At 32.8% G+C, this 26,697-nt stretch carries 28 protein-coding genes and 1 riboswitch; of the genes, 18 read left to right on the plus strand and 10 right to left on the minus strand.

Annotated elements, in window-relative coordinates; translation table 11 throughout:
* Positions 1–66: 66 nt before the first annotated feature.
* From nikA to KA856_RS02040, 9 genes are all read left to right on the plus strand, one after another.
* A complete protein-coding gene (nikA, locus tag KA856_RS02000) occupies positions 67–1,551 on the plus strand; it encodes a nickel ABC transporter substrate-binding protein (protein ID WP_481906136.1) in 1,485 nt (494 codons plus the stop codon).
* The gene (gene nikB, locus KA856_RS02005; protein ID WP_119535419.1) at positions 1,548–2,528 is read left to right on the plus strand and encodes a nickel ABC transporter permease; all 981 of its coding nucleotides are present in this window, start codon (positions 1,548–1,550) and stop codon (positions 2,526–2,528) included. Before nikA ends, nikB begins: the two co-directional genes overlap by 4 nt.
* Positions 2,525–3,346 (plus strand): nickel transporter permease, encoded by an 822-nt coding sequence (nikC, locus tag KA856_RS02010; protein WP_210138481.1) that lies wholly within the window; start codon positions 2,525–2,527, stop codon positions 3,344–3,346. The genes nikB and nikC overlap by 4 nt, the downstream gene beginning before the upstream one ends.
* Positions 3,339–4,124, plus strand: coding sequence for an ATP-binding cassette domain-containing protein (locus KA856_RS02015; RefSeq protein ID WP_210138482.1), 786 nt, complete (start codon positions 3,339–3,341; stop codon positions 4,122–4,124). Before nikC ends, KA856_RS02015 begins: the two co-directional genes overlap by 8 nt.
* Positions 4,117–4,809: an ABC transporter ATP-binding protein gene (locus KA856_RS02020; RefSeq protein ID WP_210138483.1), complete on the plus strand. Its 693-nt coding sequence runs from the start codon at positions 4,117–4,119 to the stop codon at positions 4,807–4,809. The genes KA856_RS02015 and KA856_RS02020 overlap by 8 nt, the downstream gene beginning before the upstream one ends.
* A gap of 119 nt (positions 4,810–4,928) precedes the next feature.
* Positions 4,929–5,843 carry an ABC transporter substrate-binding protein gene (locus KA856_RS02025; protein WP_107385739.1) on the plus strand — a complete coding sequence of 305 codons (915 nt, stop codon included), beginning with the start codon at positions 4,929–4,931 and terminating at the stop codon, positions 5,841–5,843.
* Positions 5,844–6,260: 417 nt separating this feature from the next.
* Positions 6,261–6,674, plus strand: a complete 414-nt coding sequence (locus KA856_RS02030; RefSeq protein WP_119517591.1) for a MarR family winged helix-turn-helix transcriptional regulator — start codon at positions 6,261–6,263, stop codon at positions 6,672–6,674.
* Between the two features lie 148 nt (positions 6,675–6,822).
* Positions 6,823–7,203: a VOC family protein gene (locus KA856_RS02035; RefSeq protein ID WP_107504483.1), complete on the plus strand. Its 381-nt coding sequence runs from the start codon at positions 6,823–6,825 to the stop codon at positions 7,201–7,203.
* A 57-nt stretch (positions 7,204–7,260) separates the two neighbouring features.
* Positions 7,261–8,082: a Cof-type HAD-IIB family hydrolase gene (locus tag KA856_RS02040; protein ID WP_107504482.1), complete on the plus strand. Its 822-nt coding sequence runs from the start codon at positions 7,261–7,263 to the stop codon at positions 8,080–8,082.
* A gap of 60 nt (positions 8,083–8,142) precedes the next feature.
* Here KA856_RS02040 and KA856_RS02045 read toward each other — a convergent pair whose 3' ends face one another.
* Both KA856_RS02045 and KA856_RS02050 read right to left on the minus strand, forming a co-directional pair.
* Positions 8,143–8,565 carry a universal stress protein gene (locus tag KA856_RS02045; RefSeq protein ID WP_107385026.1) on the minus strand — a complete coding sequence of 141 codons (423 nt, stop codon included), beginning with the start codon at positions 8,563–8,565 and terminating at the stop codon, positions 8,143–8,145.
* A gap of 106 nt (positions 8,566–8,671) precedes the next feature.
* Entirely contained in the window at positions 8,672–9,736 is a 1,065-nt protein-coding gene (locus tag KA856_RS02050) for a quinone-dependent dihydroorotate dehydrogenase (RefSeq protein WP_107385744.1), read from the minus strand.
* A gap of 205 nt (positions 9,737–9,941) precedes the next feature.
* Between KA856_RS02050 and KA856_RS02055 the strand changes: the two genes are divergently transcribed.
* The gene (locus KA856_RS02055) at positions 9,942–10,799 is read left to right on the plus strand and encodes a fructosamine kinase family protein (protein ID WP_119517590.1); all 858 of its coding nucleotides are present in this window, start codon (positions 9,942–9,944) and stop codon (positions 10,797–10,799) included.
* Between the two features lie 208 nt (positions 10,800–11,007).
* Here KA856_RS02055 and KA856_RS02060 read toward each other — a convergent pair whose 3' ends face one another.
* Positions 11,008–11,241 (minus strand): DUF896 domain-containing protein, encoded by a 234-nt coding sequence (locus KA856_RS02060; protein WP_107385029.1) that lies wholly within the window; start codon positions 11,239–11,241, stop codon positions 11,008–11,010.
* A complete protein-coding gene (locus KA856_RS02065; protein ID WP_107504479.1) occupies positions 11,225–12,196 on the minus strand; it encodes an LLM class oxidoreductase in 972 nt (323 codons plus the stop codon). Before KA856_RS02065 ends, KA856_RS02060 begins: the two co-directional genes overlap by 17 nt.
* A 246-nt stretch (positions 12,197–12,442) precedes the next feature.
* On the opposite strand from KA856_RS02065, the gene KA856_RS02070 reads away from it, so the two are divergent.
* Positions 12,443–13,210 (plus strand): trypsin-like serine peptidase, encoded by a 768-nt coding sequence (locus tag KA856_RS02070; RefSeq protein ID WP_107385747.1) that lies wholly within the window; start codon positions 12,443–12,445, stop codon positions 13,208–13,210.
* 122 nt (positions 13,211–13,332) lie between these two features.
* On the opposite strand, the gene KA856_RS02075 is transcribed toward KA856_RS02070, so the two are convergent.
* Positions 13,333–13,902 (minus strand): TetR/AcrR family transcriptional regulator, encoded by a 570-nt coding sequence (locus tag KA856_RS02075; protein WP_107385748.1) that lies wholly within the window; start codon positions 13,900–13,902, stop codon positions 13,333–13,335.
* An 88-nt stretch (positions 13,903–13,990) separates the two neighbouring features.
* Entirely contained in the window at positions 13,991–14,959 is a 969-nt protein-coding gene (locus KA856_RS02080) for a DMT family transporter (RefSeq protein WP_107385749.1), read from the minus strand.
* A gap of 309 nt (positions 14,960–15,268) precedes the next feature.
* Between KA856_RS02080 and KA856_RS02085 the strand changes: the two genes are divergently transcribed.
* Together KA856_RS02085 and KA856_RS02090 are read left to right on the plus strand one after the other, a co-directional pair.
* The gene (locus KA856_RS02085) at positions 15,269–16,207 is read left to right on the plus strand and encodes a nucleoside hydrolase (RefSeq protein ID WP_107504477.1); all 939 of its coding nucleotides are present in this window, start codon (positions 15,269–15,271) and stop codon (positions 16,205–16,207) included.
* A 373-nt stretch (positions 16,208–16,580) separates the two neighbouring features.
* Positions 16,581–17,156, plus strand: coding sequence for a M23 family metallopeptidase (locus KA856_RS02090; protein WP_107504751.1), 576 nt, complete (start codon positions 16,581–16,583; stop codon positions 17,154–17,156).
* A gap of 164 nt (positions 17,157–17,320) precedes the next feature.
* Here the strand turns inward: KA856_RS02090 and KA856_RS02095 are convergent, their stop codons facing one another.
* Entirely contained in the window at positions 17,321–17,941 is a 621-nt protein-coding gene (locus KA856_RS02095) for a DNA-3-methyladenine glycosylase family protein (protein ID WP_245336586.1), read from the minus strand.
* Between the two features lie 12 nt (positions 17,942–17,953).
* Positions 17,954–18,307 carry a DUF488 domain-containing protein gene (locus KA856_RS02100; protein ID WP_107385312.1) on the minus strand — a complete coding sequence of 118 codons (354 nt, stop codon included), beginning with the start codon at positions 18,305–18,307 and terminating at the stop codon, positions 17,954–17,956.
* Positions 18,308–18,438: 131 nt separating this feature from the next.
* Between KA856_RS02100 and KA856_RS02105 the strand changes: the two genes are divergently transcribed.
* The 5 genes from KA856_RS02105 (at position 18,439) to KA856_RS02125 (ending at position 23,955) form a co-directional block, all read left to right on the plus strand.
* Positions 18,439–18,870, plus strand: coding sequence for a 6-carboxytetrahydropterin synthase (locus KA856_RS02105; RefSeq protein ID WP_107385313.1), 432 nt, complete (start codon positions 18,439–18,441; stop codon positions 18,868–18,870).
* A gap of 310 nt (positions 18,871–19,180) precedes the next feature.
* Positions 19,181–20,224 carry a PTS sugar transporter subunit IIC gene (locus KA856_RS02110; protein WP_107386658.1) on the plus strand — a complete coding sequence of 348 codons (1,044 nt, stop codon included), beginning with the start codon at positions 19,181–19,183 and terminating at the stop codon, positions 20,222–20,224.
* Positions 20,225–20,736: 512 nt separating this feature from the next.
* The gene (locus tag KA856_RS02115; protein ID WP_107386263.1) at positions 20,737–21,477 is read left to right on the plus strand and encodes an aggregation-promoting factor C-terminal-like domain-containing protein; all 741 of its coding nucleotides are present in this window, start codon (positions 20,737–20,739) and stop codon (positions 21,475–21,477) included.
* A 126-nt stretch (positions 21,478–21,603) separates the two neighbouring features.
* A riboswitch (SAM riboswitch) is annotated at positions 21,604–21,716 on the plus strand.
* Between the two features lie 62 nt (positions 21,717–21,778).
* A complete protein-coding gene (locus KA856_RS02120; RefSeq protein WP_210138484.1) occupies positions 21,779–22,942 on the plus strand; it encodes an aminotransferase class I/II-fold pyridoxal phosphate-dependent enzyme in 1,164 nt (387 codons plus the stop codon).
* A gap of 14 nt (positions 22,943–22,956) precedes the next feature.
* Positions 22,957–23,955 (plus strand): D-lactate dehydrogenase, encoded by a 999-nt coding sequence (locus KA856_RS02125; RefSeq protein ID WP_210138485.1) that lies wholly within the window; start codon positions 22,957–22,959, stop codon positions 23,953–23,955.
* A gap of 68 nt (positions 23,956–24,023) precedes the next feature.
* Here the strand turns inward: KA856_RS02125 and copZ are convergent, their stop codons facing one another.
* Together copZ and KA856_RS02135 are read right to left on the minus strand one after the other, a co-directional pair.
* Complete coding sequence (copZ, locus tag KA856_RS02130) at positions 24,024–24,230, minus strand: copper chaperone CopZ (protein ID WP_107384339.1); 207 nt, start codon at positions 24,228–24,230, stop codon at positions 24,024–24,026.
* 59 nt (positions 24,231–24,289) lie between these two features.
* On the minus strand, positions 24,290–26,674 hold the full coding sequence (locus tag KA856_RS02135) for a heavy metal translocating P-type ATPase (protein WP_119535427.1): 2,385 nt from the start codon (positions 26,672–26,674) through the stop codon (positions 24,290–24,292).
* Positions 26,675–26,697: the final 23 nt, after the last annotated feature.

Here is a 26,697-nt window from a genome sequence, read left to right on the forward strand (position 1 = left end):
AGTATAATAAAAGAGGGTGTGCTTTGTGGATAGATTATTATTTAATAAAAATTGTTGGAAAGAGGTATGTTTATGAAAAAAATCATCACAGTATTAGCTTCTACAGCAGTAATTTTGGCTGGTTGTAGTGGCTCTAGCAGCCAGTCTAAAGGAAAAACTTTAGATATAGAATTACCTTTGAAAACGACATCTATCGCACCATATGAAACAGATGTACCTGTGAAGGTTGGTGCTGCAGAATCATTATTTAAAGCGACAGCAGATGGTAAAGTTCAAAAGTTGCTAGTTAAATCTTACGAACAAACATCACCGACTCAATTAGATTTAACATTAAAAGATAATATTAAATTCCAAAACGGAAAAAAAGTGACAGGTGAAGCAGTTAAAGCCAGCTTGGAGAAAAGCATTCAAAAAAGTGATTTAGTCAAAGGTTCATTGCCAATCAAAGATATCAAAGTGGATGGACAAAAATTGCAAATCACAACTAAAACTGCATATCCTGAACTCATTTCAGAATTAGCTAGTCCATTCTCAGCTATTTATGATACTGAAGCTAAAGGAGATATAAATAAAACCCCTGTAGGCACTGGTCCATATCAAATTAAAGATTATAAGCAATCACAGAAAATTCAATTGGACCGAAATAAAGATTATTGGCAAGGCAAACCAAAACTAGACCACATCAATGTTACATATCAAGAAGACGGCTATGCCCGCACGAGTGATTTAGATTCTGGAAAAGCAGATGTTATTACGGATGTACCTGTTGAAAAAGTTAAATCATTAAAAGAGAGTGATAAGTCGAAAATTTCATCTGTCTCTGGTTTCAGAACTGGATTATTATTATACAATCATACAAGTGATAAAATGACAAAGCAGGTTCGTGAAGCATTAGATAAAGTCATTGATCGTAAGCGTATTGCAGATAACGTTTCAAAAGGTTATGCAACACCTGCAACTGGACCATTTAATAAAAAACTGGACTTTATAAAAAATAAAGATGTGCAAAAACAAGATATTGCTCAAGCTAAAAAAATAATGGAAGATGCAGGTTACAGTGAAGCACATCCATTAAAACTGACGATATCTACGTATAATGGACGTCCAGAATTACCTAAAATTGCACAAGTAATTCAGTCAGATGCTAAAAAAGCTAATATTGATATCCAATTACGTAATGTGGATGACATACAGGGTTATTTAAAAGATAAAGATCAGTGGGATGCCTCACTTTACAGTTTTGGTACAATTCCTAGAGAGGATACGGGTTATTTCTTTAACCAAGCTTACAAACCAAAAGGCGCAATTAATGCAGGTGGCTATGATAATCATAAGGTCACAGCATTAATAGATGAGTTAAATAAAACAGTGAACAAAGAAGAACGTAATAACATTACTAATCAAATCATTGATATTACAAGTGATGACATTGCAAACAGTTATATTTCTTATAACGATAATATCGTTGGAATGAATAATGATGTAGAGAATTTAACTTCAACACCAGAAGGTATTTATCTTATTGACTATAAGGTTGATAAAAAAGAATGATATTAAAACATATACTTTCTAGAATTGGACAAATGATCATTGTATTGTTTGTCCTTTCTACTATCACTTTTATATTAATGAAACTCACGCCTGGAGACCCTGTTGATAAAGTTTTGCACTTAGATGTAGCGAATGTTTCAAGTGAACAAATTGAAGCTACGAAAGAACGATTAGGACTCAATCAATCCCCGGTAGTGCAATATTTTCAATGGTTAGGTCAGATAATACAGTTAAACTTCGGTACAAGTTATCAAACTGGAGAGCCTGTGATTAAAGAATTGATTTTTTACACACCTCCAACGTTAATCATTGCAGTATTAACGATTGTTATCGTATTTCTAGTTGCTATTCCTTTGGGGATATTAGCAGCAAAACGATATCATACATGGATAGATACTTGGATAAGAATATTGACTTCATTTACGGTGAGTGTGCCTTCCTTCTTTTTAGGAACGATATTAATTTATATATTTGCACAACAACTAAATATACTGCCTTCATCAGGTTTAGATTCTATCGCCGGTTATATATTGCCTGTAATCGCATTAAGTATTGGCATGAGTGCATATTATGTAAGGTTAATGCGTTCGACTTTAGTTGAACTATATCAATCTAAAGAAGTAGAAGCGGCTAGACTGAGAGGAATGTCAGAGCACTACATCTTATGGAAAGACTTGTTTAAGCCAGCTATTGTCCCCGTGATTACTGTATTAGGTATGTCTGTTGGTAGTTTGATTGGTGGTACGGTAGTGATTGAAAATTTATTTGGTATACCAGGTCTTGGTCACTTTCTTGTAGATAGTATTAGAGCAAGGGACTATCCAGTAGTACAAGGTGCTGTTATCATGATTGGATTCTTTGTGGTGTTGGCCAATACGATTAGTGATTTGTTACTTTTATGGATCGATCCTAAACGTCGTTTTAACAAAATAAATGACACATTAAAACGTCAGGGCCAGGATGGTGATATTGAATGAGACATAAGAATAAAGGGAATTTTATTTTTTATGTGTTTGGTATTTATGTATTGTTACTCATCGTAGCCCAATTTTTTATTTCAACAGATAGTGCATTAGTGGTACATTTGAATCATACACTAGAGCTTCCTAGTAGCACACATTGGCTAGGTACGGATGATTATGGCCGAGATTTACTAGCAAGAGTGATTGTCGGTGCAAGATATACATTAATCATCAGTTTAATCACTTTGTTGATTACCGTAATAATTGGTGTGCCACTGGGACTTTTAGCAGGTTATAAAAAAGGTCTTGTTGATACGATTATTATGCGTGTTATCGACATAGGATTGAGTATTCCAGAATTTGTGTTAATGATTGCTATGGCAAGCTTCTTTAAACCGAGTATATGGAATTTAGTGATAGCAATTACTATTATCAAATGGATGACTTACACACGACTCACACGTTCAATTGTAAGTGGTGAAATAAGTAAACCATATATTCAAATGGCTAAGCTATTTAATGTACCAAAACATCGCATTATTTTAAAACATTTTTTCCCACAAGTGATGCCTTCTGTGATTGTTTTAATGACCGTAGATTTTGGGAAAATTATACTTTATATTTCTTCGTTATCATTCTTAGGTTTAGGTGCACAGCCACCTTCTCCAGAGTGGGGAGCAATGTTAAATGCAGGTAGAGATTATATCAGTTCATACCCATTGTTATTAATTGTACCCGCATTTTTAATCACATTAACTATTTTATTATTTAATTTAACTGGTGATGCATTGAGAGATAGACTTTTAAAAAGAAAGCGTGATGCTGATGGCTAATAATAACCTTTTAGAAATTACAAACTTAACCATCACAGATATCAATGGTCAAAGACTCGTAGACCATCTTGATTTAACATTACGAAAAAGTAAAGTGAATGTTTTGGTAGGTGAAAGTGGTTCTGGCAAAAGTTTAACTGCAAAAGCACTCGTACAACAAGTTCCTAGTATGTTGACAACACATTTTGATTCATTAGTTTACAAAGGACAATCAATCAATGGTGTAAGCAATTTATTAGGAAAAGAAATTGGTTTTATATCTCAGGATTATACACATAGTTTTAATGATCACACAAAATTAGGTAAGCAATTGCTTGGTATTTATAAAATGCATTATAAGGTAGATAAAACTACAGCTAATAAATTTGTAAAGCAAGCACTTAAATGGGTAGATTTAGATTCAGAAGCAGTGATGACACGTTATAGATTTAATTTATCAGGTGGTCAGCTTGCAAGGGTTCAAATCGCCAGTGTTTTAATGTTAAATCCAAGCGTTATTATTGCCGATGAACCTACAGCGTCATTAGATGCAATCACAGGTTATAATGTGATGCATTTAATCAAGCACTTAGCAGAAGTTCATAAAGTGACCTTATTGATGATTACGCATAATTTATCTCACGTGCTTGATTTTAGTGATTGGATTAGCGTCATTCAACATGGCAAAGTCATAGACTTTAATCATGTTCAAGCATTTAAGGATGGAAATGTAAAACCATACAGTCTTAAATTGTTTGATGCGCGTAGTCAGTTAAGGAAGGATGACATAAATGATTAAGTTGCAAAATATAAACTTTGCTTATAAAAATGCTCCTATTTTAAAAAATATTAATTTAACGATAGTTTCAAATGAAAAAGTTGGCATTGTTGGTGAAAGTGGTTCTGGTAAAACGACGTTGGCTCATGTAATGTTAGGATTATTAACCAATTATCAAGGTCAATATTCAACACAAGGACTAAGTATGCTTCCGATATTTCAACATGCATACGATAGTTTTAATCCCAAATTCAAAATACAAACCGCACTAGAAGAACCAATACGATATTATAAAGATTCACAATCAACAGCAGATATTCGCGCAAATCTTAAATATTTAATGTCATATATGCATTTAGAAGAATCATTATTACAAAAGTTTCCAGACGAGTTAAGTGGTGGACAATTACAACGATTTAACACAATACGTACATTAATGCTAGCACCGGATATGTTAATCTGCGATGAAATAACTGCTAGTTTAGATGTGATAGCTGAACAAAGAATGATAAAAGTTTTGAAAGACTACCATGATCAAACAAACAAAGGCATCATTATGATTTCTCATGATATTGCTTTTTTAAATCAATTTGTTGAGCGAATTGTTGTTATGAAAGATGGAGAAATTGTCGATGATTTTCCGATTGCGTATTTATTTTCTGAAGAACGCCACCATTATACCAAAGCGCTACTTTCTATATATTAAGTTGAGTCATCATTCATGCACAATCAACAATTATTTGTGGTTCGTTCAATATAAATGAAGTATAATATATAATTAAGCTCAGTTTAAATTGTAAACATATGAAAAGGGGATATTTAGGAATGAAAAAATTATTATTACCATTACTTGCACTTATTTTGGTATTAGCAGCATGTGGTAATCAATCTGATAATGAGTCATCAAAAAGCAAGAAAGAAACAAAGACGTATGTTCAAGATTCAGGAGATAAAGTAAAAATACCTAAAAAGCCAAAACGTATTGTCGTACTTGGTGCAACTTATGCAGGTGGTTTAAAACAACTTGATGGGAATATAGTAGGTGTAGCTAACATCGTGGATGATAGCAAAGTATTAAAGGATAAATTTAAAGACGTTAAAAAAGTAGACGCAGAGAATGTGGAAAGTGTCGCAAAGTTAAAACCAGATTTAATTATTACTTATAATACTGATAAAAATTTAAAAAAATTAAATAAAATTGCTCCCACAATTGCTTTTGATTATTTGAAACATGATTACAAAGAGCAACATCAAGAGCTAGGAAAAATAATAGGTAAAGAAAAACAAGCAAATGCCTGGATTGATGAATGGGAGAAAAAGACAAAAAATGACGGTGAAACAATAAAAGAGGCTATTGGTGAAGACACAACTGTTTCAATTATCAAAGATTTTGATAAAAAAGTATATGCACTCGGTAAGACATACGGTCATGGTAGTGAAGTATTGTATGATGCATTTGGCTTAAAAATGCCAGAAAATGTTGAAAAAGCTACTGAGAAAAATGATTTAGCTGATATATCTGAAGAAGAAATTCCAGATATGGCAGGTGATTATGTCGTTACACCAGTCGCTAAAGGAACTCAATTATCTTTTGAAAATAAAGATTTATGGAAAAGTACTGAGGCTGTCAAAAATGGACATACAATTAAAGTAGATGAGGGCATTTATTGGTTAAATGATCCTTACTCTTTAGAATATGAACGTAAAGATTTGAAAGAGCAATTATTGAAAAAGCAATAAGCATAAATCGTGTTAATTTAACAAATTAAAACCATTTTAGTCACTATTAACAGTTGAAACACTAATAGAATTGAACTTATTTTATTAGTATTAATTGTTAGTACACTAAAATGGTTTTTTGTATTATGCTCAAGATAAACAATATTATAATTATATGTTGTTGATGTATAAAAAAAGTGGAAATTGGGAGTATCACGTCTTTAGTTCGACATTTTTATCCTTTAAACTAAAAAGTAGATACCGAAACTTATAGAATATTGAATAATATAGTTTATAAAAGCAACGTATTTATATAGGTAGTCATATGAAAAAAGTGCAACACTTGGAAATAATGTTTTTTGTACAACATCATTTCAGAATTAATTAATAAATGACCTAAAGAAACTTTCAAACGTATGATTAGTGGGGAGATATACAATGAAAAAAGAACAAAAAGTGGATAATTGGATTAAAATGACTAAATATATACATTATATTGAAGCGATGATTGAAAGAAAATTGAAAGAACAATATCATCTAAGTATTAAAGAATTTTATGTATTATATGAAATTTATAAGTCAGAGAATAAAAAATACAAAATCAATGATTTGATTAAAGTGGTTGACTTAAGTCAAAGTGCGATGTCTAGACTTATTGTAAGAATGGAAAATACAGAGACGCCACTTGTATATAGACAAGAATGTGTAGAAGACCAACGCGCCATGTACATTTATCTAACTGGTTGTGGAGAAAAAGTAACTCAGACAGCACTAAATACTTACGATCAATTATTAAAACAAGTTAATTTAAAGAGTATCAGCGCTTTGACAAACATGGATGAGAATGGTTAGAGTCTACCGTAATTGAAAGCTAAAATAAATATTTTGAAGCTTTGTGCTATTGAAATAGAAAATGATAATGTCATGTTTTTAAAAGTGATTTATGTTTTACTATAAGTGTGTAATACATTGAAAAATTTGAAAAGGGAGAGGATGGCTAATGGAAATTAATGCTGCATGGCTCAATTTACCAGTACAAGATTTGGAAGCAAGTGAAAAATTTTATGATACGATAGGATTTACAATCAAAAAACATAAAGACATGATGAATAAAATGCGAGGTATTCAAACGAAAGATGGCCAAATCATTATGCTGATAGAAAAAAAGCAATTTGAAAAAGTTTCTAGACTTTCATCTATAGGTAACAATGAAGCATTAGTATCACTTTCAGTTTCAACAAAACCAGAAGTTGATACGTTAGTTTCCTTGGTTGAACAAGCAGGCGGAAAAGTACTAGAAACAGGCACGGAACATGAGGGGTATTACGGGGCCTTATTTAGTGATATAGATGGTCATTTGTTCAATGTCATTGTGATGTAATGACTTATTATATAACCCATCTTTTAATGATTTGTACAGGAATGGAAGGTGTAACATTTGATAAAAGCAATAGCAGTAGATAAAGACGGTACCTTTTTTAAATCGGATAATACCTATGATGAAGCTTATTTCAATAAAATTTTTGAAAGCATGATGGAAAGAGATATAAAATTTATCATTGCAAGTGGTAACCAATATGCACAATTACGTTCATTTTTTTCAGGTAAGGATCATCAGATAACGTATATAGCTGAAAATGGTGCAGTTACGTATCAAAATAACAAATTAGAAGCAGCTGAATATTTTGATCAACAATTGGTATTTGACGTTTTAAATTTGATTATTAATCATTATCATATTGAAGATATTGTGTTAAGCGGAGTTAAAAGTGCTTATGTATTAGAAGATGTGGGTAATGACTTTTTATCATTTTTATATAAATATTATTTTAATATAACGAAAGTTTCTGACTTTAAAACTATTGAGCAAGATGAATTTGTTAAGATTGCGCTTAGAATTAAAGATCCATTACTTTTAGATGAAGTAATGAAAGGTTTGAAAGCACAATATGGTGAAGAAATAAAGCCAGTTACAAGTGGAAATGATAGTTTGGATTTAATATTACCTAAAGTGAATAAAGGTGTAGCGATTAAAACACTTTTAGATAAATGGGATATACAACCACAAGAATTGCTAGCTTTTGGAGATGCAAATAATGATATAGAAATGTTAGCTTTGACTCCAAATAGTTATGCAATGGCTGAATGTAGTCCTGAAGTGGCTGATGTCGCAAATTACAAAGCGCCTTCCAATGATGAATCAGGTGTGTTACAAGTCATCGAGCGATATTTAAAACAAGATAACGATATTACAAACTAAAATAACGACAAAAACTCATTATTCCTTAATAGAATAATGAGTTTTATTAATGATGTTAAATTATTTTATAATAAGTACAGGAATATTTGCGCTATTAGCGATTTTATGAGTAACATTTCCCAGTACATTTTTTATGTCTGGTTTGGCCCGTTTATTACTCATAACGATGATATCATAGCTATTTTCTTCGATTTCACTTAATATTTCTTGTTTAATGTAGCCAGAACGAAACTTCACTTGAATTTTTAAGCCGAGTGATTCTAATTTTTCAACAAAAGGTGATATTTCATTGCCTTTTTCTTCAGCTAATTCTTCAAAATGTTTGCCACCATAGCGAACCGAAGTTTGTAAATCACCTTCAGGTATAACGTTGAAAATAGTGATTTTTGCATTGTCAACGCCGGTAGTTAAATTTTGTAATTCTTTAGGAACGTTATTAAAAGAATTATCAAAATCATATGCTAATAATATATTTTTATACATTGTAGCGCCCCCTTCGGTAATTGTTTACCCTATATAATAAAAAATCATCATAATTTCACAATTAATATTTTACAATAAATAATTCGATAAGAAAAACTAAAATATTTTACGCATCTAATCCTATGATATCATCGATATGTTTGTATCCATTTCTTAGTAAATATTGTGCAAGCTGTTTGTTCATAGTTTTAGTTAATCCAGGCCCTTCAAATACGAGTGAACTATAAATTTGAACCAGCGATGCACCATGACGTAACATTTTGATGACGTCATTCACTTCGAAAATGCCACCAGTACCAATGATTAAAAACTGACCTTGCGTTTCTTTATAGGCATGTGCAATCAGTTTTAAATTCCGCTTAAATAAAGGTTTTCCACTTAACCCGCCAGTTTCTTTTTGATTAACGGAATGTAATTGTTCACGTTTTTGCGTAGTATTCGCTAAAATGATGCCATCAAACGTTTGTGTTATAGGTTTGAGCATTCGAGACAAACTTTCTGTACTAAGGTCAGATGTTAATTTTATAAAAATAGGTACGTTAAGATCATGTTGTGTTTTATAATTTTGTATAGCAGCACATAATTGAGAAAATTCATTTTTATCATGAAAACTTTGTAGGTTTTCCGTGTTAGGAGAACTGATATTAACGGTGAAGAATGTGACGTCATTTTTAAATGTGTCTATGACTTTTATATAATCTTGGTAACGTGCTTCATATGGCGTTGCTTTATTTACCCCAACATTTAAGCCAATAGGCGTATGGTAACTATATTTTCTTAGATTACTCAACGCCTTGTTCATACCTAAATTATTAAATCCCATACGATTGATTAGCGCGTGGTCTTCTACTAATCGATACATGCGTGGTTTAGGATTGCCAGGCTGTGGTTTAGGTGTTACGCCGCCTAATTCTAACGATCCAAATCCTACTTTATCTAGTGCTTTTGGAACTTCACAAGATTTATCAAATCCCGCAGCTAATCCGATTGGATTTTCAAAATGTATACCTTTGATGCTTTGAGATAATATAGGGTTCCTATAATGAAATAATTTTTCGAGTATTGGCAGCAATTTAGTGTACTTTTGAGGGATTTTAAGGGCATTAATCGTCATACCGTGTGCTTTTTCAGGGTCTAATTGAAATAAAATAGGTTTAATTAACTTATACATGTTGTAATCGCTCCATTTGTTTAAATTAGTAGTAGATGAAAATATATGTCTTTAATAGACTAGCATTTTAGTATTCATATGCCTAGTATAAATAAGAAATATTAATATAACCTTCAAATTATTAGAGAAGACCCTGATTTTGATTAAATTTTAAATAAAACGGTAATAGTACAATGATGTGATGGAATAATGGAGGGATATTTTTATGAAAAAACAATGGCAATCACAATTACCATTAGATAATATACAGTCTATTGCACCAGTAAGCGGTGGAGACGTTAACGAAGCCTATCGCGTAGAAACATCTCAAAAGCCATATTTTTTATTAGTACAACGTCAGAGAAGTAAAGCCTTTTTTGATGCAGAAGTTGCTGGTCTCAATTTGTTTGAAAAAGCTGGAATTACTGCGCCAATAGTCATTGATAGTGGTGAAATCGATGGAGATGCCTATCTTTTGCTAAGTTTTTTAAATGAAGGAAACCAAGGTAGCCAAGCTGAACTTGGAGAATTGGTAGCTAAAATGCATCAACAACAGCAGCCAGATGGCAAGTTTGGTTTTGATTTACCTTATGAAGGCGGTGATGTATCATTCGACAATGATTGGTCTGATAGTTGGACGACCATATTTGTTGAACGTCGTTTAGATCATTTAAAAGATAGATTGGTAGATCAAGGTTTATGGATAGAGGAAGATGTACAAACTTATCATAAAGTGCGGGAAGTAATTGTAACTGCGTTAAGTGACCATACAAGTAAACCCTCATTATTGCACGGTGATTTGTGGGGTGGTAATTATATGTTCTTAGAAAATGGTCAACCTGCATTGTTTGATCCGGCACCACTATATGGTGATAGAGAATTTGATTTAGGTATAACTACTGTGTTTGGTGGCTTTACTCAAACTTTTTATGATTCCTATAATAAGCATTATCCTTTAAGTAAAGGTGCCAATGAACGACTAGAATTTTATCGTTTGTATTTATTAATGGTACATTTACTGAAATTTGGAAGTATGTATGCGGGCAGTGTAGATCGATCCATGGAAAACATATTAAATAATTAAACGTAGAAAAAATGCTTCATTGTTGTTATATAGCTATGTTACACATTGCTTTCATTACAAATATTTCAGCTTAAAATGTGTTAGAAAGCATCAACCCTTTAAAATGAAAAGATAAGTATAAAATATGATAAACAAACTCATTAAAACGTTTCAATTTAATGGTTATATAGAAAACCCGTCAAGTATCATTTACTTGACGGGTTTTTTATTAATCTAAATTTAGTGTGCCCATTTCTTCACGCAATTTATAAACTTTATCAGGTGTAACATCTTCACCTAAAGGATCTACAACTTTTAAAGTAGAAAATGTGTTAACGACTTGGCCGCGAATCATTTGAAGATATTCTTGTCTTAACACGTGTTGCTCTTGTTTTTCTTCTACACTCAAAGTTTGCACTTTTTCTTTGTTTGCTAATTGGTTAATTCTATCTAGTAGTTTCATAAATTTTGTCCTCCTGTAAATGTCGAGGTGGAAAGTGTGGAATAATTTCATTACCGACCTCTGTTAATATTTCTTTATAAGTTCTGTCGTTGGCTATAAACTGCAACATTATATGATTGGTTCCGATACGTTCATACGCTTTTAGGATGTTTAACAAAGTGTTTCTTCCTAGGCGATAACCACCTTTAATCGGCTTTACAAGTTCATTCGGATTAACTGATAAATCAATTACCAAAGGATGCATAAAGGGTTTGAATGTATCGTTTTGATGCCATTGCTGTAATAAAGCTTTTTGTTGTTGGAAAGGTTGAGGATAAAATAACCAACCATCCACATGTGTTTTTAACCAATCAATATGTTGTTTGGCGTATCCTGTTGCGAACATAGGAATATGCTTATGCTTTGGTAATACTTGTAAGCCAGAATCTTCGTACAGTTCAAATAAAGTATTTGACGTTTGTGGTGATGATGATTGCCATAATTCTTTTAAAGATGACACAGCTGATTGAAAATGTTGACTTAGATCGTTTGGATTGATTTTAAAAGTTGGAAATTCAAATTGACGATCTCCAGTAGCAATCCCTAATAACAATCGCTCGTTTGATATTAAATCAAGAGAGGCAGATGCTTTAGCAATATGCACAGGATGACGTAATGTTGCAACAATACTAGATGTTCCGAGAGCGATTTTGGATGTGTTGGCAGCGATGAAAGTTAAAAACACAAACGGATCGTAGTTTGTCGTTACATTACCAAGGTGCGGACTATATAAAGGATTATCTCGCACAAATAAGCTTGTGAATCCAAGTTTTTCAGCATATTGAACTAATGCTATTTGTTGATCAATTGGCAATGCGATATTTTCAGGATCATCAAAGGGTAACATTAATCCTAAGGTTAAATGTTCCTGTTGAAAAGTTCTTTGAAAACCATTGTGTGTTTGAATTGTTGTCACGTCTATCCCTCCTCTTCAATTAAATTAAACAACGACTGTAAACTAAGTAACACTTGTTGTTTAGATAGATTATATGGCATGATTTATTATAATGCAAACAACATGTTTATAAATTCATTGTATAAGCGACAAAGTGAGCAATATGTTGTTTAAATCACATAATTAATGTACTAAGTAATAATTGATTAAAATCTTAAAATTCTGTAAATTTAAAAAGTAATATTTTTTAATAGGAGGTAGGTTTTGTTGAAAAACATATTAGTCGGCATCATTATAGGCACATTATTATTTTTATCAAGCACTATCAATGCTGAAGCACAAGCACAAAATCAAAATGATACTATGAAAAGTTCGCAACAGACTAATGAGAGGAATCAAATAGGTACTGCCACACCAAGAGTCATGCTACCAGGTGAAAATAGACATCAAATTGAAAATACTCAATCTGGTCATTACCAATCCATTGGCTACATAGAAAAAGGAGAAACAATCGCTACTGGTGTGGTTGTTGGTAAAAATACAGTATTGACGAATAAGCATGTAGTAAATAACGGTAATGGAAAGCTATCATTTGCACCTGCTGCTGAAAATGAAAATAGTTTTCCGTATGGTACATTTACAGAAAAAGAAGTGGTAGCCTATCCTGGAGATGCTGACTTAGTACTAGTTCATTTTAATAAAAATGGTGAAGGGCAGTCAGTTGGAGATGTTGTGACACCTGCCACAATTGGTGAAACTAGTACTGTGTCTAGTAATGATCCAATAACAGTTACAGGTTATCCAGGTGACAAACCTTTAGCAACGATGTGGGAAAGTTCGGGTAAAGTCATAAGTAATAATGACAGTATATTAACATATAGTGCCAGCACATTTGGGGGAAACTCAGGCTCGCCTGTCTTTAATGCAAATAATGAATTAATTGGTCTACATTACGGTGGTATAGAAGGAGAAAGCAATAATGCAGTAGCGATTACAGGTGAAGTATTGGAATTTATCAATGATCACAATGTTTAAACATTTATTTTACTTAAATAAATTAAGCCCCTCGTTAAATAAGTTACGATAACTTATTTAACGAGGGGCTATATGAATGATTAAAGCATAACTATTTTCATTGTCCAAACGCATTGTGCGAATTATTTTTGATTTGAAAGTTGGGATGTAATGAAGGGTAATGACTTGTTGATGTATGATTCAGCAGGTAAATTACTCGAATGGAACCAATGTTTAGCGATGCCGTATAATCCCCATGATAGAAAACGTGCACTTGTAGCAAGTGTCTCTCTATCTATATCTTTGTGTTCATCAGACATTAATTTTAAAAAAATATCTTCTAATTCTTCTTTAATTCTTTTCTCGACAATTTCCCCATATGCTTCACTATTTAGACGGCACTCTTCATGAGTATCTTGGATATAACTAGTAATTGTAATAAAACATTGGCACAGTGCTTTTTCATTTAATTCTGTAACCATATTGAGCGATTGATTTAAATTTTTTAAGATTGTTTCAGACAGTGTATATTCCATGATGTCATATTTATCGTAAAAATGAGCATAAAAGGTAGCGCGATTGACAGTGGCACGTTCGGTAATATCTTTAACCGTAATTGATACTAACTTTTTTTCTTTTGCAATTTCACGAAAAGCGTCCATTAATAATTTTTTAGTTCTTATAATACGGGGATCTATATGAGTATGAGTCAATTAATTACACCTCTATATTTGTTATTATCATTAGACAAATTATCTTGCTTTACGAACAAGTTGTCAATTAACATAACTAGCTTTGATTTTATTTCAATTCTATTTTACGATCATTTATTTTACTATTTAAAAAACAATAAATAATGATACCTAATGTGATGATAATAATACCGACAATACTTAACATATTTGGTAACGCTAAGCCTAAAAGTAACATTTCGCCAATTAATGTAAAAACGATTTCCATCGCTTGTGTCGCTTCAACAGCAGCTAACTTAGTTTGGTTATGTTTCACTATATTCGTTGCATAGAAGAATAATGTTGTTGCTATGATACCAGAGAAAATCGCAACTAAAAAAGTTTGCGTGATTTGATTTGAAGAGGGTAGCCCTTGAGTAGCTACTCCAATCAGAAAAATAATCAACCATAATGGTAAGGTGACTAAGGTCATGCCATATATCCGTTCGATCGTATTTAAATCGTTGCCAACAACCACCATCATTTTACGATTGCCTAAAGGGTAACAAAATGCTGCAATCATCAACGGTATGACAGATAATAGGAAAATATGTAATTCTATATTCGAAATGTGCGGAATTTGTACAATGATAACACCTAATATCATAATGCTAGATGTAGCAAGTGAACGCCACGGGATACGTTCTCTCATTTTGATTGTGGATTGTCCTTGTTGTATATATGTGTAGAAAAATGGAGCTGTAAAAAGACCGCAAATAATGGTTAATTGCCATGTCGCAGAAATAAGCCAACCTGGGCTATAATTTGATACAAAAGTTATGGGTACATAAAAAAAGACAAAACCAAGTGAACTCCACAATAACCACCTGAAAAAATTTTGCTTAATATGCAATAAAATAATATGATGACGCCCTTTACGGTTCCAAATAACCATCATTAACAAAAAAGGGAACATAAAAATAAAGCGTAGTGACGCACTAAAAAGCCAACTGCCACCTTTGCTAGACATTGCATGATTTAGTATGAATGTAATAGAAAAAAAGAAAGCAGCTAATATACCAATTAAAATTGCTCGCATTAAAGACCACCTCAAGTTGTGTAATGATACTAACTTACCAGTTTTTTTAAATGCAGCAAACATAATTCATACAAAAAATGTGATATTTCTATAAAATTATGTGAATTTTCGGAAAATAAAAAGCAAAACCACTAGAAAAGTAGTATGATAGGTTTAACAGTAGTAAAAAAAGAAAGCTTAATAAATGAAACAATGCCGTTGTAATTAGAGTAGTGATGCTAAATGATAAAATATTTATTACAAAATAATACTTAGATAAAATTGATTTTATTCATATTTAATATACATAAGACGATTGGAGTGTGTTAAATGACTAAAAAGATAATCATGGATTGTGATCCAGGTCATGATGATGCGATAGCTTTAATTCTAGCAGGTGCGAAATATAGTACACTTGATATATTGGCCGTGACCACTGTAGCAGGAAACCAAGCAGTTGAAAAAAACACCAAAAATGCACTTAATGTATTAGAAGTTATGGGAAGACGAGATATTGAAGTATCTGTAGGTGCTTCGCGTCCACTCATAAAACCTGCTTCCTTCGCTTCGGAAATTCACGGCGATTCGGGATTAGATGGACCTAAATTACCTGAAGTGCCATCGTTGAAACCAACTCAATATCACGCTGCAGATGTAATTATTAAGACATTAAAACAAAGCGCTGATCCTGTAACAATTGTTGCAACAGGTCCACTTACAAATGTTGCGACTGCATTAATCAAAGACCCTAGTATTGCTCAATCAATTGATTCTATTACAATTATGGGAGGTGGCACTTTCGGAAATTGGACGCCTACCGCTGAATTTAATATTTGGGTGGATGCAGAAGCTGCTAAACGAGTATTTGAAAGTGGTATTAACATAAATGTTTTTGGGTTAGATGTGACTCATCAGGTCTTAGCAACAGATGAAGTAATTCAAAGATTTAGTAGCATTGATAATAAAATATCTAAATTTGTTGTTGAACTACTAGAATTTTTCAAATCTACTTATAAAACACATTTTAATATGGATGGGGGTCCTATTCATGATGCGTGTACAATTTTATACTTATTGCAACCTGACTTATTTACTATGCAGCAGACACACATCGACATAGAACATCAAAGTTCGCTCACATACGGTACAATGTCAGTCGACTTAAATAATGTCACAAACAAAGAAAAAAATGCATATTTTGCTACGGCTGTAGATGTTGAACGTGTTTGGACTTTGATGGAACATATGTTAAAAAGTTATAACGTGTAAGCTGAATTATGGATAGCCATTATTCTCTAAATTTTGAAAATATTGATTTGTAACATTTGTAAGAGCTTAGGGATAAGTTTTTTTGAATTCTGTTAATACGATAAAGAAAAGTATGGGATATAAGTATTTGTCACTAAAAATAAACGTCAATTTCTAGCGCAGCAATATAGAAATTGACGTTTTCTTTATGTTAATGATATAAAATTTTCGTGTTTGACTTGAGTAAATCTATATTGCAAAAGTTGTTTTAATATTTTCATTACAGTTATTTAATACGAAAGTATGAGATGATTTTAAGTTGAATAATTAGCAAAATACAGATAAAAGCATTTATTATGATATTAATATCATAATTTAAAAGGTGAATCGGATAGTGAAAAATACATTTAAAACGATATTATTATTAGTTATTGTATTAGTGCCGTTAATACTATTATTAACAAATATAGATACTGTACAACGATATGTAAGAGAAAATTTAGTACAACAAAATGATGGAAATAAAGATAGTGGAAAGACAGATAGAAGCATTTTTAATATAAGTAGAGAGACTGAATCTTTTGGTGATTATAAATATAATGACTTCGACGGTAAACACTATGGCATTGATTATGGCATAGCTAAAAACACGCCAGTAACTGCAGCGACAGATGGTAAAGTAACCAGAACTTTTGAAAATGATTTAGGTGGCAAAGTAGTGCAGATTATGGAAGAAGATGGTGTACATCATCAATGGTATATGCATTTAAATGAATTTAAAGTGGAACCTGGTGAAAAAGTTAAAGCTGGAAAAATCATTGCACTTTCTGGTAATACTGGTTCTCAAACTTCAGGGCCGCATCTACATTTTCAAAGAATGGAAGGTGGTGTTGGAAATGAGTATGCGGAAAACCCTAGAAAATTTATAGAATCGTTACCTAATGGTGAAGAGAGTCTGTATAAGAAATAATTGTTGAGAAAATGTATTATACCATCCACGCTTTATCCTAATAATGCGATGTTACCGTAGTGATAGCGTAACGTAATATAGAATGATTTTAGTTATAATTAAAATATTAAGCTCAACGTATTACGAAGATGATTCGTCTAAAAGTGAGTCAATAGAGTCGTAATTTAATAAATTTTGATGAATTGCTTCCCATAAATAAAACGCCCCATATGAAGCATATGGATGCCATCGTTTTGCACATAGAGAGAGTTGTTTTTTCTTTCAGCGTTTGAAGTTTGATAAAGCCATTGAGCAGCTCTCTGTAACCCCACATCAAAAATAGGCAGTATATTGTCACGCTTTAATGTAAATATTAAAAATATTTCTGATGTCCAACGACCAATACCTTTGACCTGTGTTAAAACTTGTTTTACAGTTTCATCATCTAATTCATGTAAATTAGTAAAATCGAGTTTATTTTGTTCTATATGCACTAGCAAATTTTGAATGTAGTTTATTTTAGTTTTAGAAAGACCTATGTGTTTCATTTGTACTTCAGATAAATTTAACACCGATGCAACAGTCCATTGATTGTGGATTGCTTCCGAAAATCTTTGGAAAATTGCTGAAGCGGCAGTATTTGTAATTTGCTGTCCAATGATAGAACGAATTAACGATTTTAGCGGATTAGGGCGCAGTGTTATTTCTACATTGCCAATTTGTCTTATAAGTTTTGCAAGGGTCTCGTCTTGGAGCATGAGTGTCTGGACAGGTGAATCATTTATGTCGATATGCCATTGAGCCATCATATTCACACCTTATTGTAATAATTGTTGTAGCACAACCGCTTGATTATGTTTTTCATCTTTTGCACCATAAAGCAAAATGACATCTTGTTTACTGTTAGCAACAATATCTTGTAATTCATTAAAAGCTTCTTTTTGATCGTTATTTTCACGCAATTCTTTCTCGTATTTTTCTTTAAATGCAGCGTAAAGTTGAGGATCGTGATTAAACCATTTTCTTAATTCGGATGTTGGTGCAATGTTTTTTAGCCAATGATCTAAATTAGCTTGATCTTTTGAGATTCCTCGTGGCCAAACGCGGTCTACAAGTATGCGTACGCCTTCTTTAAGTGGTTTTTCATAAATACGTTGTATTTGAATAGTCATAAAAAGCTCCTTTACTCTTAATAATTCAATTATTTTTCTATAGCCTAAAACGTAATATTAAAAACATTAGAACTCATATATTTTAACTGAAAGGGTATAGATAAATATAATGTTGAAAAGGAGATTTTAATATGACAAATTTTGATCAAGTTCAACCACCTGAACAATTTAAATATCGCAGTAATGCAGTACTTATTAAAAATTATTATGAATTTACTTGTGATAATCGAATATATTTTAGTCAAACAGCGCACAAAGATTTAGCCAATCAACACTATAAGTTCAATATTGAAATTTTATCTAAAATAAACGATACTGGATTGGCATTAGATTTTAATGAAGTCGATAAAATATATAATAAACAAATCGCAACTTATTTGGATGGTCAACTCGTTAATGAAACATTACCATCTATGAATACAACAGCCGAAAATATTGCCTTTTGGATATGGGAGCAATTTGAGCAACACTTGCCAGAAGAAAACACACTTCAAAAACTAGAATTTTTTGAGAATGCAACGCAAGGTCTCGTATTGACGCGTGAATTAATGGAAGCAAAATAAAATGTTTTTAACAATATGATTTAGCAAACACGACGTGTGTATTGGAACATAACAATTACTTTCGACATTAGCGCTAAATATTATTTTAAAAAGCAATGACATTCTACGGATAGACAAGTTCATTAAAAAGCAATGGACGTCTATCCGTTTTTTTTTTTGTGTAATTTTTGTGTTTAGTGAACATAAGGAATGAATTGGAAATTGTAATGATATGATTAACTGTATTTTTATATAGAATGTACAAAAATAAATATTCTGAAAATTGCGATAATATGGTATATTTTATTTATCACAACATAGGAGGCACACAATGATCAAAGTAAGTCCGAAACAATTTATTAATAATGTATTATCTGGCGTAGCAATTGCAATTGTTGCTGGGCTCATACCTAATGCTATTTTAGGTGAGGTATTTAAACTTTTAGCGCCGAAATATGCCGTTTTTGAATCTTTACTACAGGTTGTTTTAGGTATTCAATTTACAGTTCCGCTATTGGTAGGAGCTTTGATTGCAATGCGCTTTAGTTTAACGCCTTTAGCGACAGCTGTAGTTGCTAGTTCGGCTTTTGTCGGAAGTGGTGTTGCACAATTTAAAGATGGCGTGTGGGTACTTGTCGGCGTGGGAGATTTGATTAATACAATGATAACAGCAGCAGTTGCGGTATTTTTAATATTGGTAATCGGTGAACGCTTTGGTAGTCTGACATTGATTATTTTACCGACAATCGTTGGTGTTATTTCAGGTTTGATTGGTTTGACGTTATTGCCATACATACAATTAATTACGACTGGTATTGGTAACTTAGTTAATACATTTACAGAATTACAACCCATAATTATGTCAATGCTTATTGCACTTGTCTTTAGTTTTATAATTATTTCACCAATTTCTACCGTGGCGACAGCACTAGCCATTGGTATTAGTGGTTTAGCAGCAGGTTCAGCCTCATTAGGCATTGTAGCATGTGAAGGTGTTCTCGTCGCAGGTACGATGAAAATAAACAGATCAGGCGTACCTATTACAATATTTTTGGGTGGTGTTAAAATGATGATTCCCAATATGGTTCGACACCCTATTATTTTATTACCCATCTTCACCAATGCGATTATCACTGGATTTTTTGGCGCGTTGTTAGGTATTGCTGGTACCAAAGAATCTGCTGGTTTTGGTATTATTGGGTTGGTAGGTCCCATCAGCGCATTTAAACATATGGAAGCCCCATTACTACTTAATCTATTATATGTATTTATCGCATTTTTTGTCGTTCCGTTTATGATAGGTTTCTTAATTCATATATTCTATATGAAAGTTTTGAAATTATATGATAAAGAAGTATTTAAGTTCCTAGCATAAAATAAGTGAAGATATAGATTTGCTTATTGTAATATATTAAAAATGCGCATTATCAATATATAAGTAAAAAGATTAAAAAGGCCTCAAATCAAAGGCCTTTTTAATTTTGCACAAAATAATTTGCAAGTATGACCCCAATATATAAAAAATGTATCGAAATATATTGTTACAGTTATGTAACAATAAGGTTGTTTGTAATTTTTCAGACTATATAAAAAATGAAGCAAATCAAGAGATAGCATTCTTTTATATCAATAATTATAAATAATAAAAGCAAAATTGATTATTTGAGAATGTTGTATAAAGCAATTACAAAAGATTGCAATGTTACAAATCAGAACAATTTTTGTAAAGTTTTGTTATGTAAGTGTAATATGATTGATAAAAATATATGGTATATTAACTATGGTCAAAAAACAAAACATAAAATTTAAAGAATTTTAGCAAATACGACAAAAAAATTATCGAAAATATATTTTATTAAAAATTAAATTTGGAGGATTTATTTTATTATGAAAAAATCAATTTTAGCTTCATCATTAGCAGTAGCATTAGGCGTAACAGGATATGCAGCAGCATCTGACAACAATCAAGCTCACGCTTCAGAACAAAACATCGACAAAGCACATTTAGCAGAATTAGCATTAAATGGTTCAGCTGAATTAGATCAAAAACCATTACACGCTGGTGCATATAACTACAATTTTGTACTAGGTGGTAACGAGTTTACTTTTACATCTGACGGTAACACATGGTCATGGGAATACCATGCAGTTGGTGCGCAAGCTTCAACACCTAATACTACACAAGATGTAAGTTCAGAAGTAAGTGTCAACACAAATGAAAAATCAGCAAGTGAAGTACGTTCACAACAATCATATACTGCTCCAGCAGCAGTAGAAGCACCAAAAGCTTCAGCAACTACAAATGTTAAAACAGCACAAACAAGTGCAGCTACGCAAACATATAAAACAGCTCAAGCATCTGCGGCTTCAACTGGTGGATCAGTTAAAGCACAATTCTTAGCTGCTGGTGGATCAGAAGCTATGTGGAATTCAATTGTAATGCCTGAATCAAGTGGTAATCCAAATGCGGTTAACCCAGCAGGATATAGAGGCTTAGGTCAAACTAAGGAATCATGGGGTACTGGTTCAGTAGCTGATCAAACTAAAGGTATGTTAAACTACGCTAAACAACGTTACGGTTCTGAAGCAGCAGCGTTAGAATTCCGTAAAAACCACGGTTGGTGGTAAAATCTATAGCACTGAACGTGTTGTGTTTGGTGATATAGATAAGAGTGACTCGCTTGAGTCACTCTTTTTTTTATATTGACATGTTAGAATATTCTGATAAAATTAATATTAATTTAATTATAAAGTGACTTATCCAGAGAAGTGGAGGGACTTGACCCGTTGAAACTTCAGCAACAGACTTATCTATTATCATAAGTACTGTGCTACATTCAACAAGTGGAATACTTGATAGATAAGTGTCATGTGAGAGCTATATGTCACTTATGAGGCATATAGTTTTTTATTTTAAGGAGGACTTTTAATGGTAATATCAGATCGGTTATCACAAATTCCGGATAGTTACTTTGGTAAAACGATGGGACGTAAAATAGAGCCCGGGCCATTACCGTTGATTAATATGGCCGTAGGTATACCTGATGGCGCAACGCCTAAAGGTATCCTTGATTGCTACGCAGAAGCCATCTATAAACCTGAAAATCAAAAATATGTCGCTTTTCATGGGAAAGAAACATTCAAACAAGCAATCGTCGATTTTTATAAAAGACAATATGATGTTGAATTAGATAAGGATGAAGAAGTCTGTATTCTATATGGTACGAAAAACGGCTTAGTCGCTTTGCCTACATGTATCGTTAATCCGGGTGAAAATGTGCTGCTTCCCGATCCAGGTTATACAGATTATTTAGCAGGTGTATTGTTGGCAGATGCTAAGCCACAACCACTTGTGTTAAAGCCACCTTATTATTTACCACAATGGCATATGATAGATAAAGACGTCTTATTGAATACACGCTTAGTTTATCTAACTTATCCAAATAACCCTACAGGTTCAGTTGCTACAAAAGATGTATTTGATAAAGCAATTGCACAATTTCAAGGCACAAAAACTAAAATTGTTCATGATTTTGCCTACAGTGCATTTGGCTTTGATTATAAAAATCCAAGTATTTTACAATCAAAGGGTGCTAAAGACTTAGCAATAGAAGTGTTTTCTTTATCAAAAGGATATAATATGTCAGGTTTTAGAGTTGGTTTTGCTGTAGGGAATACAGATATGATACAAGCATTGAAAAAATATCAAACACATACGCATGCTGGTATGTTTGGTGCACTGCAAGATGCGGCTACATTTGCTTTAAATTATTATGATGATTTCCTTGTGAGCCAAAATGAAATATTTAAAGTCCGAAGAGATAAGTTTACAGCTAAATTGAATGAAGCAGGTATCCCTTTTGAACCGATGAATGGTGGCATATTTTTATGGTTAAAAACACCTAAACATTATGATGGTGAAACGTTTGAAACATATTTATTAAAAGAAAAGTCCATTTTAGTTGCGCCAGGTATTCCATTTGGTGAACATGGGCAGAACTATGTACGTATTTCATTAGCAGTGGATGATGATAGCTTAATGGAAGCGGCAGAACGCATTCAATCATTAAAACATTTATATGAAGCAGAATAGGAGTGAAATGATCAATGAAAAGCATTAAACTTTTTGGTGTCAGAGAAGAAGATATCCCTTTTATTAATGAATGGTCAGAAAAAAATCAGGTGAAAGTAGATTTAGATAGTGACATATTATCTTTGGAAACAGTAGATCGTGTTGAAGGTTTTGATGGGGTATCGTTGTCACAACAAATTGAATTAGATGAAGTAGTGTATCAGAAATTACATGATTATGGTATTAAGCAAATTGCTCAGAGAAGTGCTGGCTTTGATAGTTATAATCTTGAGTTAGCTAAGCAATATGAACTAGTTATAACCAATGTACCTTCTTATTCTCCGCATTCTATCGCTGAATATACTGTGTCTCAAGCATTAAATTTAATTAGAAATTTTAATGATATACAAAATAAAACTGCAGCATATGATTTTAGATGGCAACCGAGTATTTTGTCACGTTCTATAAAAGATTTAAAAGTTGCAGTTATTGGTACAGGTCGTATTGGTTCTATTGTAGGTAAGATTTTTGCAGAAGGTTTTGGTTCAGAAGTAGTAGCATATGATATTGAACCTCAAGTCTCATGTGAAGCGTATTTAACATATAAAGAAAGTATGAGTGAGGCGATTAAAGATGCAGATATTGTAACTGTACATATTCCAGCGACAAAGGAAAATACATATTTGTTTAATGAGGCAGTATTTACAGAAATGAAAACAGGTGCCGTGTTTATTAATTGTGCGCGCGGTACGATTGTTGATACAAAAGCCCTTATAGATGCATTAAATAGTGGGAAAATAATAGGTGCAGCATTAGATACTTATGAAGGTGAGAAAGGGCTATTCCCAAGTGATCAACGCAATACACAATTAGATGATGCAATATTAATTGAATTGATAGAACGACAAGATGTCATTCTATCTCCACATATTGCTTTTTATACAGATGCAGCTGTAAAAAATCTTATTGTAGATGCGCTAGATGCAACATTAGAGGTAATATATACTGGTGATAGTAAGCTTCGTGTTAATTAAATATGTAATATAAAAATAGGGCTAAGACGTTTGATTTCGTCTCAGCCCTCATTTTTTGAATGTGCAGGTTATTTAGCATCATAGCCTTGATCTTCGATAGCATCTTTCATGCTTGTCATTGTAACTTTATTATCGTCAAAATCAACTTCAACATTACCAGCATCAAGGTTCACATCAGCCGTTGATACGCCATCTAGATTTGTAAGTGCAGATTCTACTGCCTGTTTACAATGATCACAGCTCATGCCATCAACTTTAATTGTTTCTGTTGCCATAGGAATCACCTCCTTAAATCAAGGATGTTTATTATTATTATTATTATTACAAAGTTGCGTTATAATTTCATTCGTTTTAATCTGAGTGAATTTGTTACCACACTTACTGAGCTTAATGCCATTGCTGCGCCAGCTACCCAAGGTGCAAGTAAACCTAAAGCTGCGATAGGAATACCAGCAACGTTATAGCCAAATGCCCAAAATAAGTTTTGTCTGATATTAATTATCGTTGAATTACTAGCTTTGATTGCTTTAGGAATTAATAATAATTCTCCGCCTAAAATTGTAACATCAGCTGCCTCTATTGCTACTTCTGTACCTGTTCCAATAGCAATACCGATATCTGCTTGAACTAGTGCTGGTGCGTCATTAACGCCATCTCCAACCATAGCAACAATTTTATCATTATCTTGAAGTTCTTTGATTTTTGAAGCTTTTTCTTCTGGTAATACTTCTGCAATTACAGCGTCTATACCTACTTGTTTAGCAATTGCTTGTGCTGTTCGCGCGTTATCTCCTGTAAGCATTGTTACGGAAATACCTAATTCGTGCAATTGTTGAATCGCTTCATTGGCAGAATCTTTGACTGTATCGGCGACGGCAATCACACCTTGTAGTGTTTGATTAATAGCAATGAGCATTGCTGTTTTACCTTCGTATTCATATTTGACTAAATTATCTTCATACTTTGAAACATCAATATGAGCATCTTTCATGAATTTACGTGTGCCGACTAATACGTCTTGGTTATGAATCATTGCTTGAATACCGTGTCCTGGCACTGCTTCGAAAGATGCTGTTTCTAATAAATCGATGCCTTTATCCTTTGCATAACTGACGATTGCTTCAGCTAGTGGATGTTCAGAATCTTTTTCTGCACTAGCTAAAAGTTGTAGTGTTTCATCATTACCATCAAAGTCCGTCACAATTGGTTTACCGTTTGTGATAGTTCCTGTTTTATCAAGAACGACTGTATCAATTTGGTGTGTACGTTCTATGTGCTCGCCACCTTTAAATAAAATACCATTTTCAGCAGCCTTGCCAGTACCCACCATAATTGAAGTAGGTGTTGCGAGACCTAATGCACATGGACAAGCTATCACTAATACAGCGATTGCTGCTACAAGTGCAGGTTCGAATTGACCAGTTTGGACAAAAGCAATCCAAATGATAAATGTGAGTATAGCAATACCTACGACAATAGGGACAAAGTAGGCAGAAATCGTATCAGCTAAACGCTGTATAGGTGCTTTTGAACCTTGAGCATCTTCGACTACTTTAATAATAGAAGATAAAGCAGTGTCTTTTCCTACTTTCGTTGCTTCTATTGTAATGGTACCATTTTTATTCATTGTTGATCCTATCACATTATCGTTTAATGTTTTTTCAACAGGGATAGATTCACCAGTTAACATAGATTCGTCTATCGCAGTCATACCTTTGATTACTTGTCCGTCTACTGGTATTTTTTCTCCTGGTTTTACTTGGATATAATCTCCGACAACAACTTCACTTAGTGGCACCATTTGTTCTTTGCCATTTCTGATTATACGTGCTTCTTTTGCTTGTAAACTTAACAATTCGCTTAAAGCATTTGTAGTTTGTGTTTTGGCACGGCTTTCTAAATATTTACCGAATAAGATAAGTGTTATTAATACAGCACTCGTTTCAAAATACAGATGAGGTGTATCATTTGTATGGTTCAACCATTTTATCATTTCATAAATACTATAAAAGAATGCGGCACTCGTACCTAACGCGACTAATACATCCATATTGGCTGAACCATTTCGCAGATTTTTATAAGCACCTACATAGAACTGCCAACCAATAATAAATTGAACAGGTGTAGCTAATATGAATTGAAACCAGGGATTCATTAAGAAACTAGGTAATGGTAGTCCGAATAAATGGATAAACATCGTCAATAGTAAAGGTAAAGAAAGTATGGCTGAAACAATTAATTTGTTTCGCTTTCCTTTTAACTCTTGTGCTTTTCGTGAATTTTTTTCTGAAGGAGCTGCTTTGGTTTTTGCATCATAGCCGATGTTTTGTATTTTTTTTATCAATTCATCTATAGATGTCACTTCTGGATTATAATTAATCGTTGCATTTTCGGTTGTGAGGTTGACGTTTGCTTGTTCAACACCGTCAGTGCGGTTAAGTACTTTTTCAATACGATTTGAACATGCGGCGCAAGTCATACCCATGACATCTAAATCAGCTTTTTCAGTGACAACATCATAACCTGTATCTTTAATTTTTTGAGTTAAAGCATCTAGTGAAGTATTATCTGAATTATATTCAATCGTTGCTTTCTCAGTTGTAACATTGACATTTGCTTTGACATCTTCCATTTTATTTAAATTCTTTTCGATGCGGTTCGCACATGCAGCACAAGTCATACCTGTAATACCTAATGTCGTTTTTTTGTTGTTATCCATCTCAGTGAATGCCTCCTTTTGCT

Origin of the sequence: Staphylococcus sp. GDB9P120P, from assembly GCF_017893435.1 — a bacterium.
Lineage (GTDB): Bacteria > Bacillota > Bacilli > Staphylococcales > Staphylococcaceae > Staphylococcus > Staphylococcus cohnii.

Excerpts from the sequence above, each read along its gene's own strand:
- nikA (WP_481906136.1), top strand. The coding sequence starts at position 67 with ATGTTTATGAAAAAAATCATCACAGTATTAGCTTCTACAGCAGTAATT.
- nikB (WP_119535419.1), top strand. The coding sequence starts at position 1,548 with ATGATATTAAAACATATACTTTCTAGAATTGGACAAATGATCATTGTA.
- nikC (WP_210138481.1), top strand. The coding sequence starts at position 2,525 with ATGAGACATAAGAATAAAGGGAATTTTATTTTTTATGTGTTTGGTATT.
- KA856_RS02015 (WP_210138482.1), top strand. The coding sequence starts at position 3,339 with ATGGCTAATAATAACCTTTTAGAAATTACAAACTTAACCATCACAGAT.
- KA856_RS02020 (WP_210138483.1), top strand. The coding sequence starts at position 4,117 with ATGATTAAGTTGCAAAATATAAACTTTGCTTATAAAAATGCTCCTATT.
- KA856_RS02025 (WP_107385739.1), top strand. The coding sequence starts at position 4,929 with ATGAAAAAATTATTATTACCATTACTTGCACTTATTTTGGTATTAGCA.
- KA856_RS02030 (WP_119517591.1), top strand. The coding sequence starts at position 6,261 with ATGAAAAAAGAACAAAAAGTGGATAATTGGATTAAAATGACTAAATAT.
- KA856_RS02035 (WP_107504483.1), top strand. The coding sequence starts at position 6,823 with ATGGAAATTAATGCTGCATGGCTCAATTTACCAGTACAAGATTTGGAA.
- KA856_RS02045 (WP_107385026.1), bottom strand. The coding sequence starts at position 8,565 with ATGTATAAAAATATATTATTAGCATATGATTTTGATAATTCTTTTAAT.
- KA856_RS02050 (WP_107385744.1), bottom strand. The coding sequence starts at position 9,736 with ATGTATAAGTTAATTAAACCTATTTTATTTCAATTAGACCCTGAAAAA.
- KA856_RS02055 (WP_119517590.1), top strand. The coding sequence starts at position 9,942 with ATGAAAAAACAATGGCAATCACAATTACCATTAGATAATATACAGTCT.
- KA856_RS02060 (WP_107385029.1), bottom strand. The coding sequence starts at position 11,241 with ATGAAACTACTAGATAGAATTAACCAATTAGCAAACAAAGAAAAAGTG.
- KA856_RS02080 (WP_107385749.1), bottom strand. The coding sequence starts at position 14,959 with ATGCGAGCAATTTTAATTGGTATATTAGCTGCTTTCTTTTTTTCTATT.
- KA856_RS02085 (WP_107504477.1), top strand. The coding sequence starts at position 15,269 with ATGACTAAAAAGATAATCATGGATTGTGATCCAGGTCATGATGATGCG.
- KA856_RS02095 (WP_245336586.1), bottom strand. The coding sequence starts at position 17,941 with ATGGCTCAATGGCATATCGACATAAATGATTCACCTGTCCAGACACTC.
- KA856_RS02100 (WP_107385312.1), bottom strand. The coding sequence starts at position 18,307 with ATGACTATTCAAATACAACGTATTTATGAAAAACCACTTAAAGAAGGC.
- KA856_RS02105 (WP_107385313.1), top strand. The coding sequence starts at position 18,439 with ATGACAAATTTTGATCAAGTTCAACCACCTGAACAATTTAAATATCGC.
- KA856_RS02110 (WP_107386658.1), top strand. The coding sequence starts at position 19,181 with ATGATCAAAGTAAGTCCGAAACAATTTATTAATAATGTATTATCTGGC.
- KA856_RS02115 (WP_107386263.1), top strand. The coding sequence starts at position 20,737 with ATGAAAAAATCAATTTTAGCTTCATCATTAGCAGTAGCATTAGGCGTA.
- KA856_RS02120 (WP_210138484.1), top strand. The coding sequence starts at position 21,779 with ATGGTAATATCAGATCGGTTATCACAAATTCCGGATAGTTACTTTGGT.
- KA856_RS02125 (WP_210138485.1), top strand. The coding sequence starts at position 22,957 with ATGAAAAGCATTAAACTTTTTGGTGTCAGAGAAGAAGATATCCCTTTT.
- copZ (WP_107384339.1), bottom strand. The coding sequence starts at position 24,230 with ATGGCAACAGAAACAATTAAAGTTGATGGCATGAGCTGTGATCATTGT.
- KA856_RS02135 (WP_119535427.1), bottom strand. The coding sequence starts at position 26,674 with ATGGATAACAACAAAAAAACGACATTAGGTATTACAGGTATGACTTGT.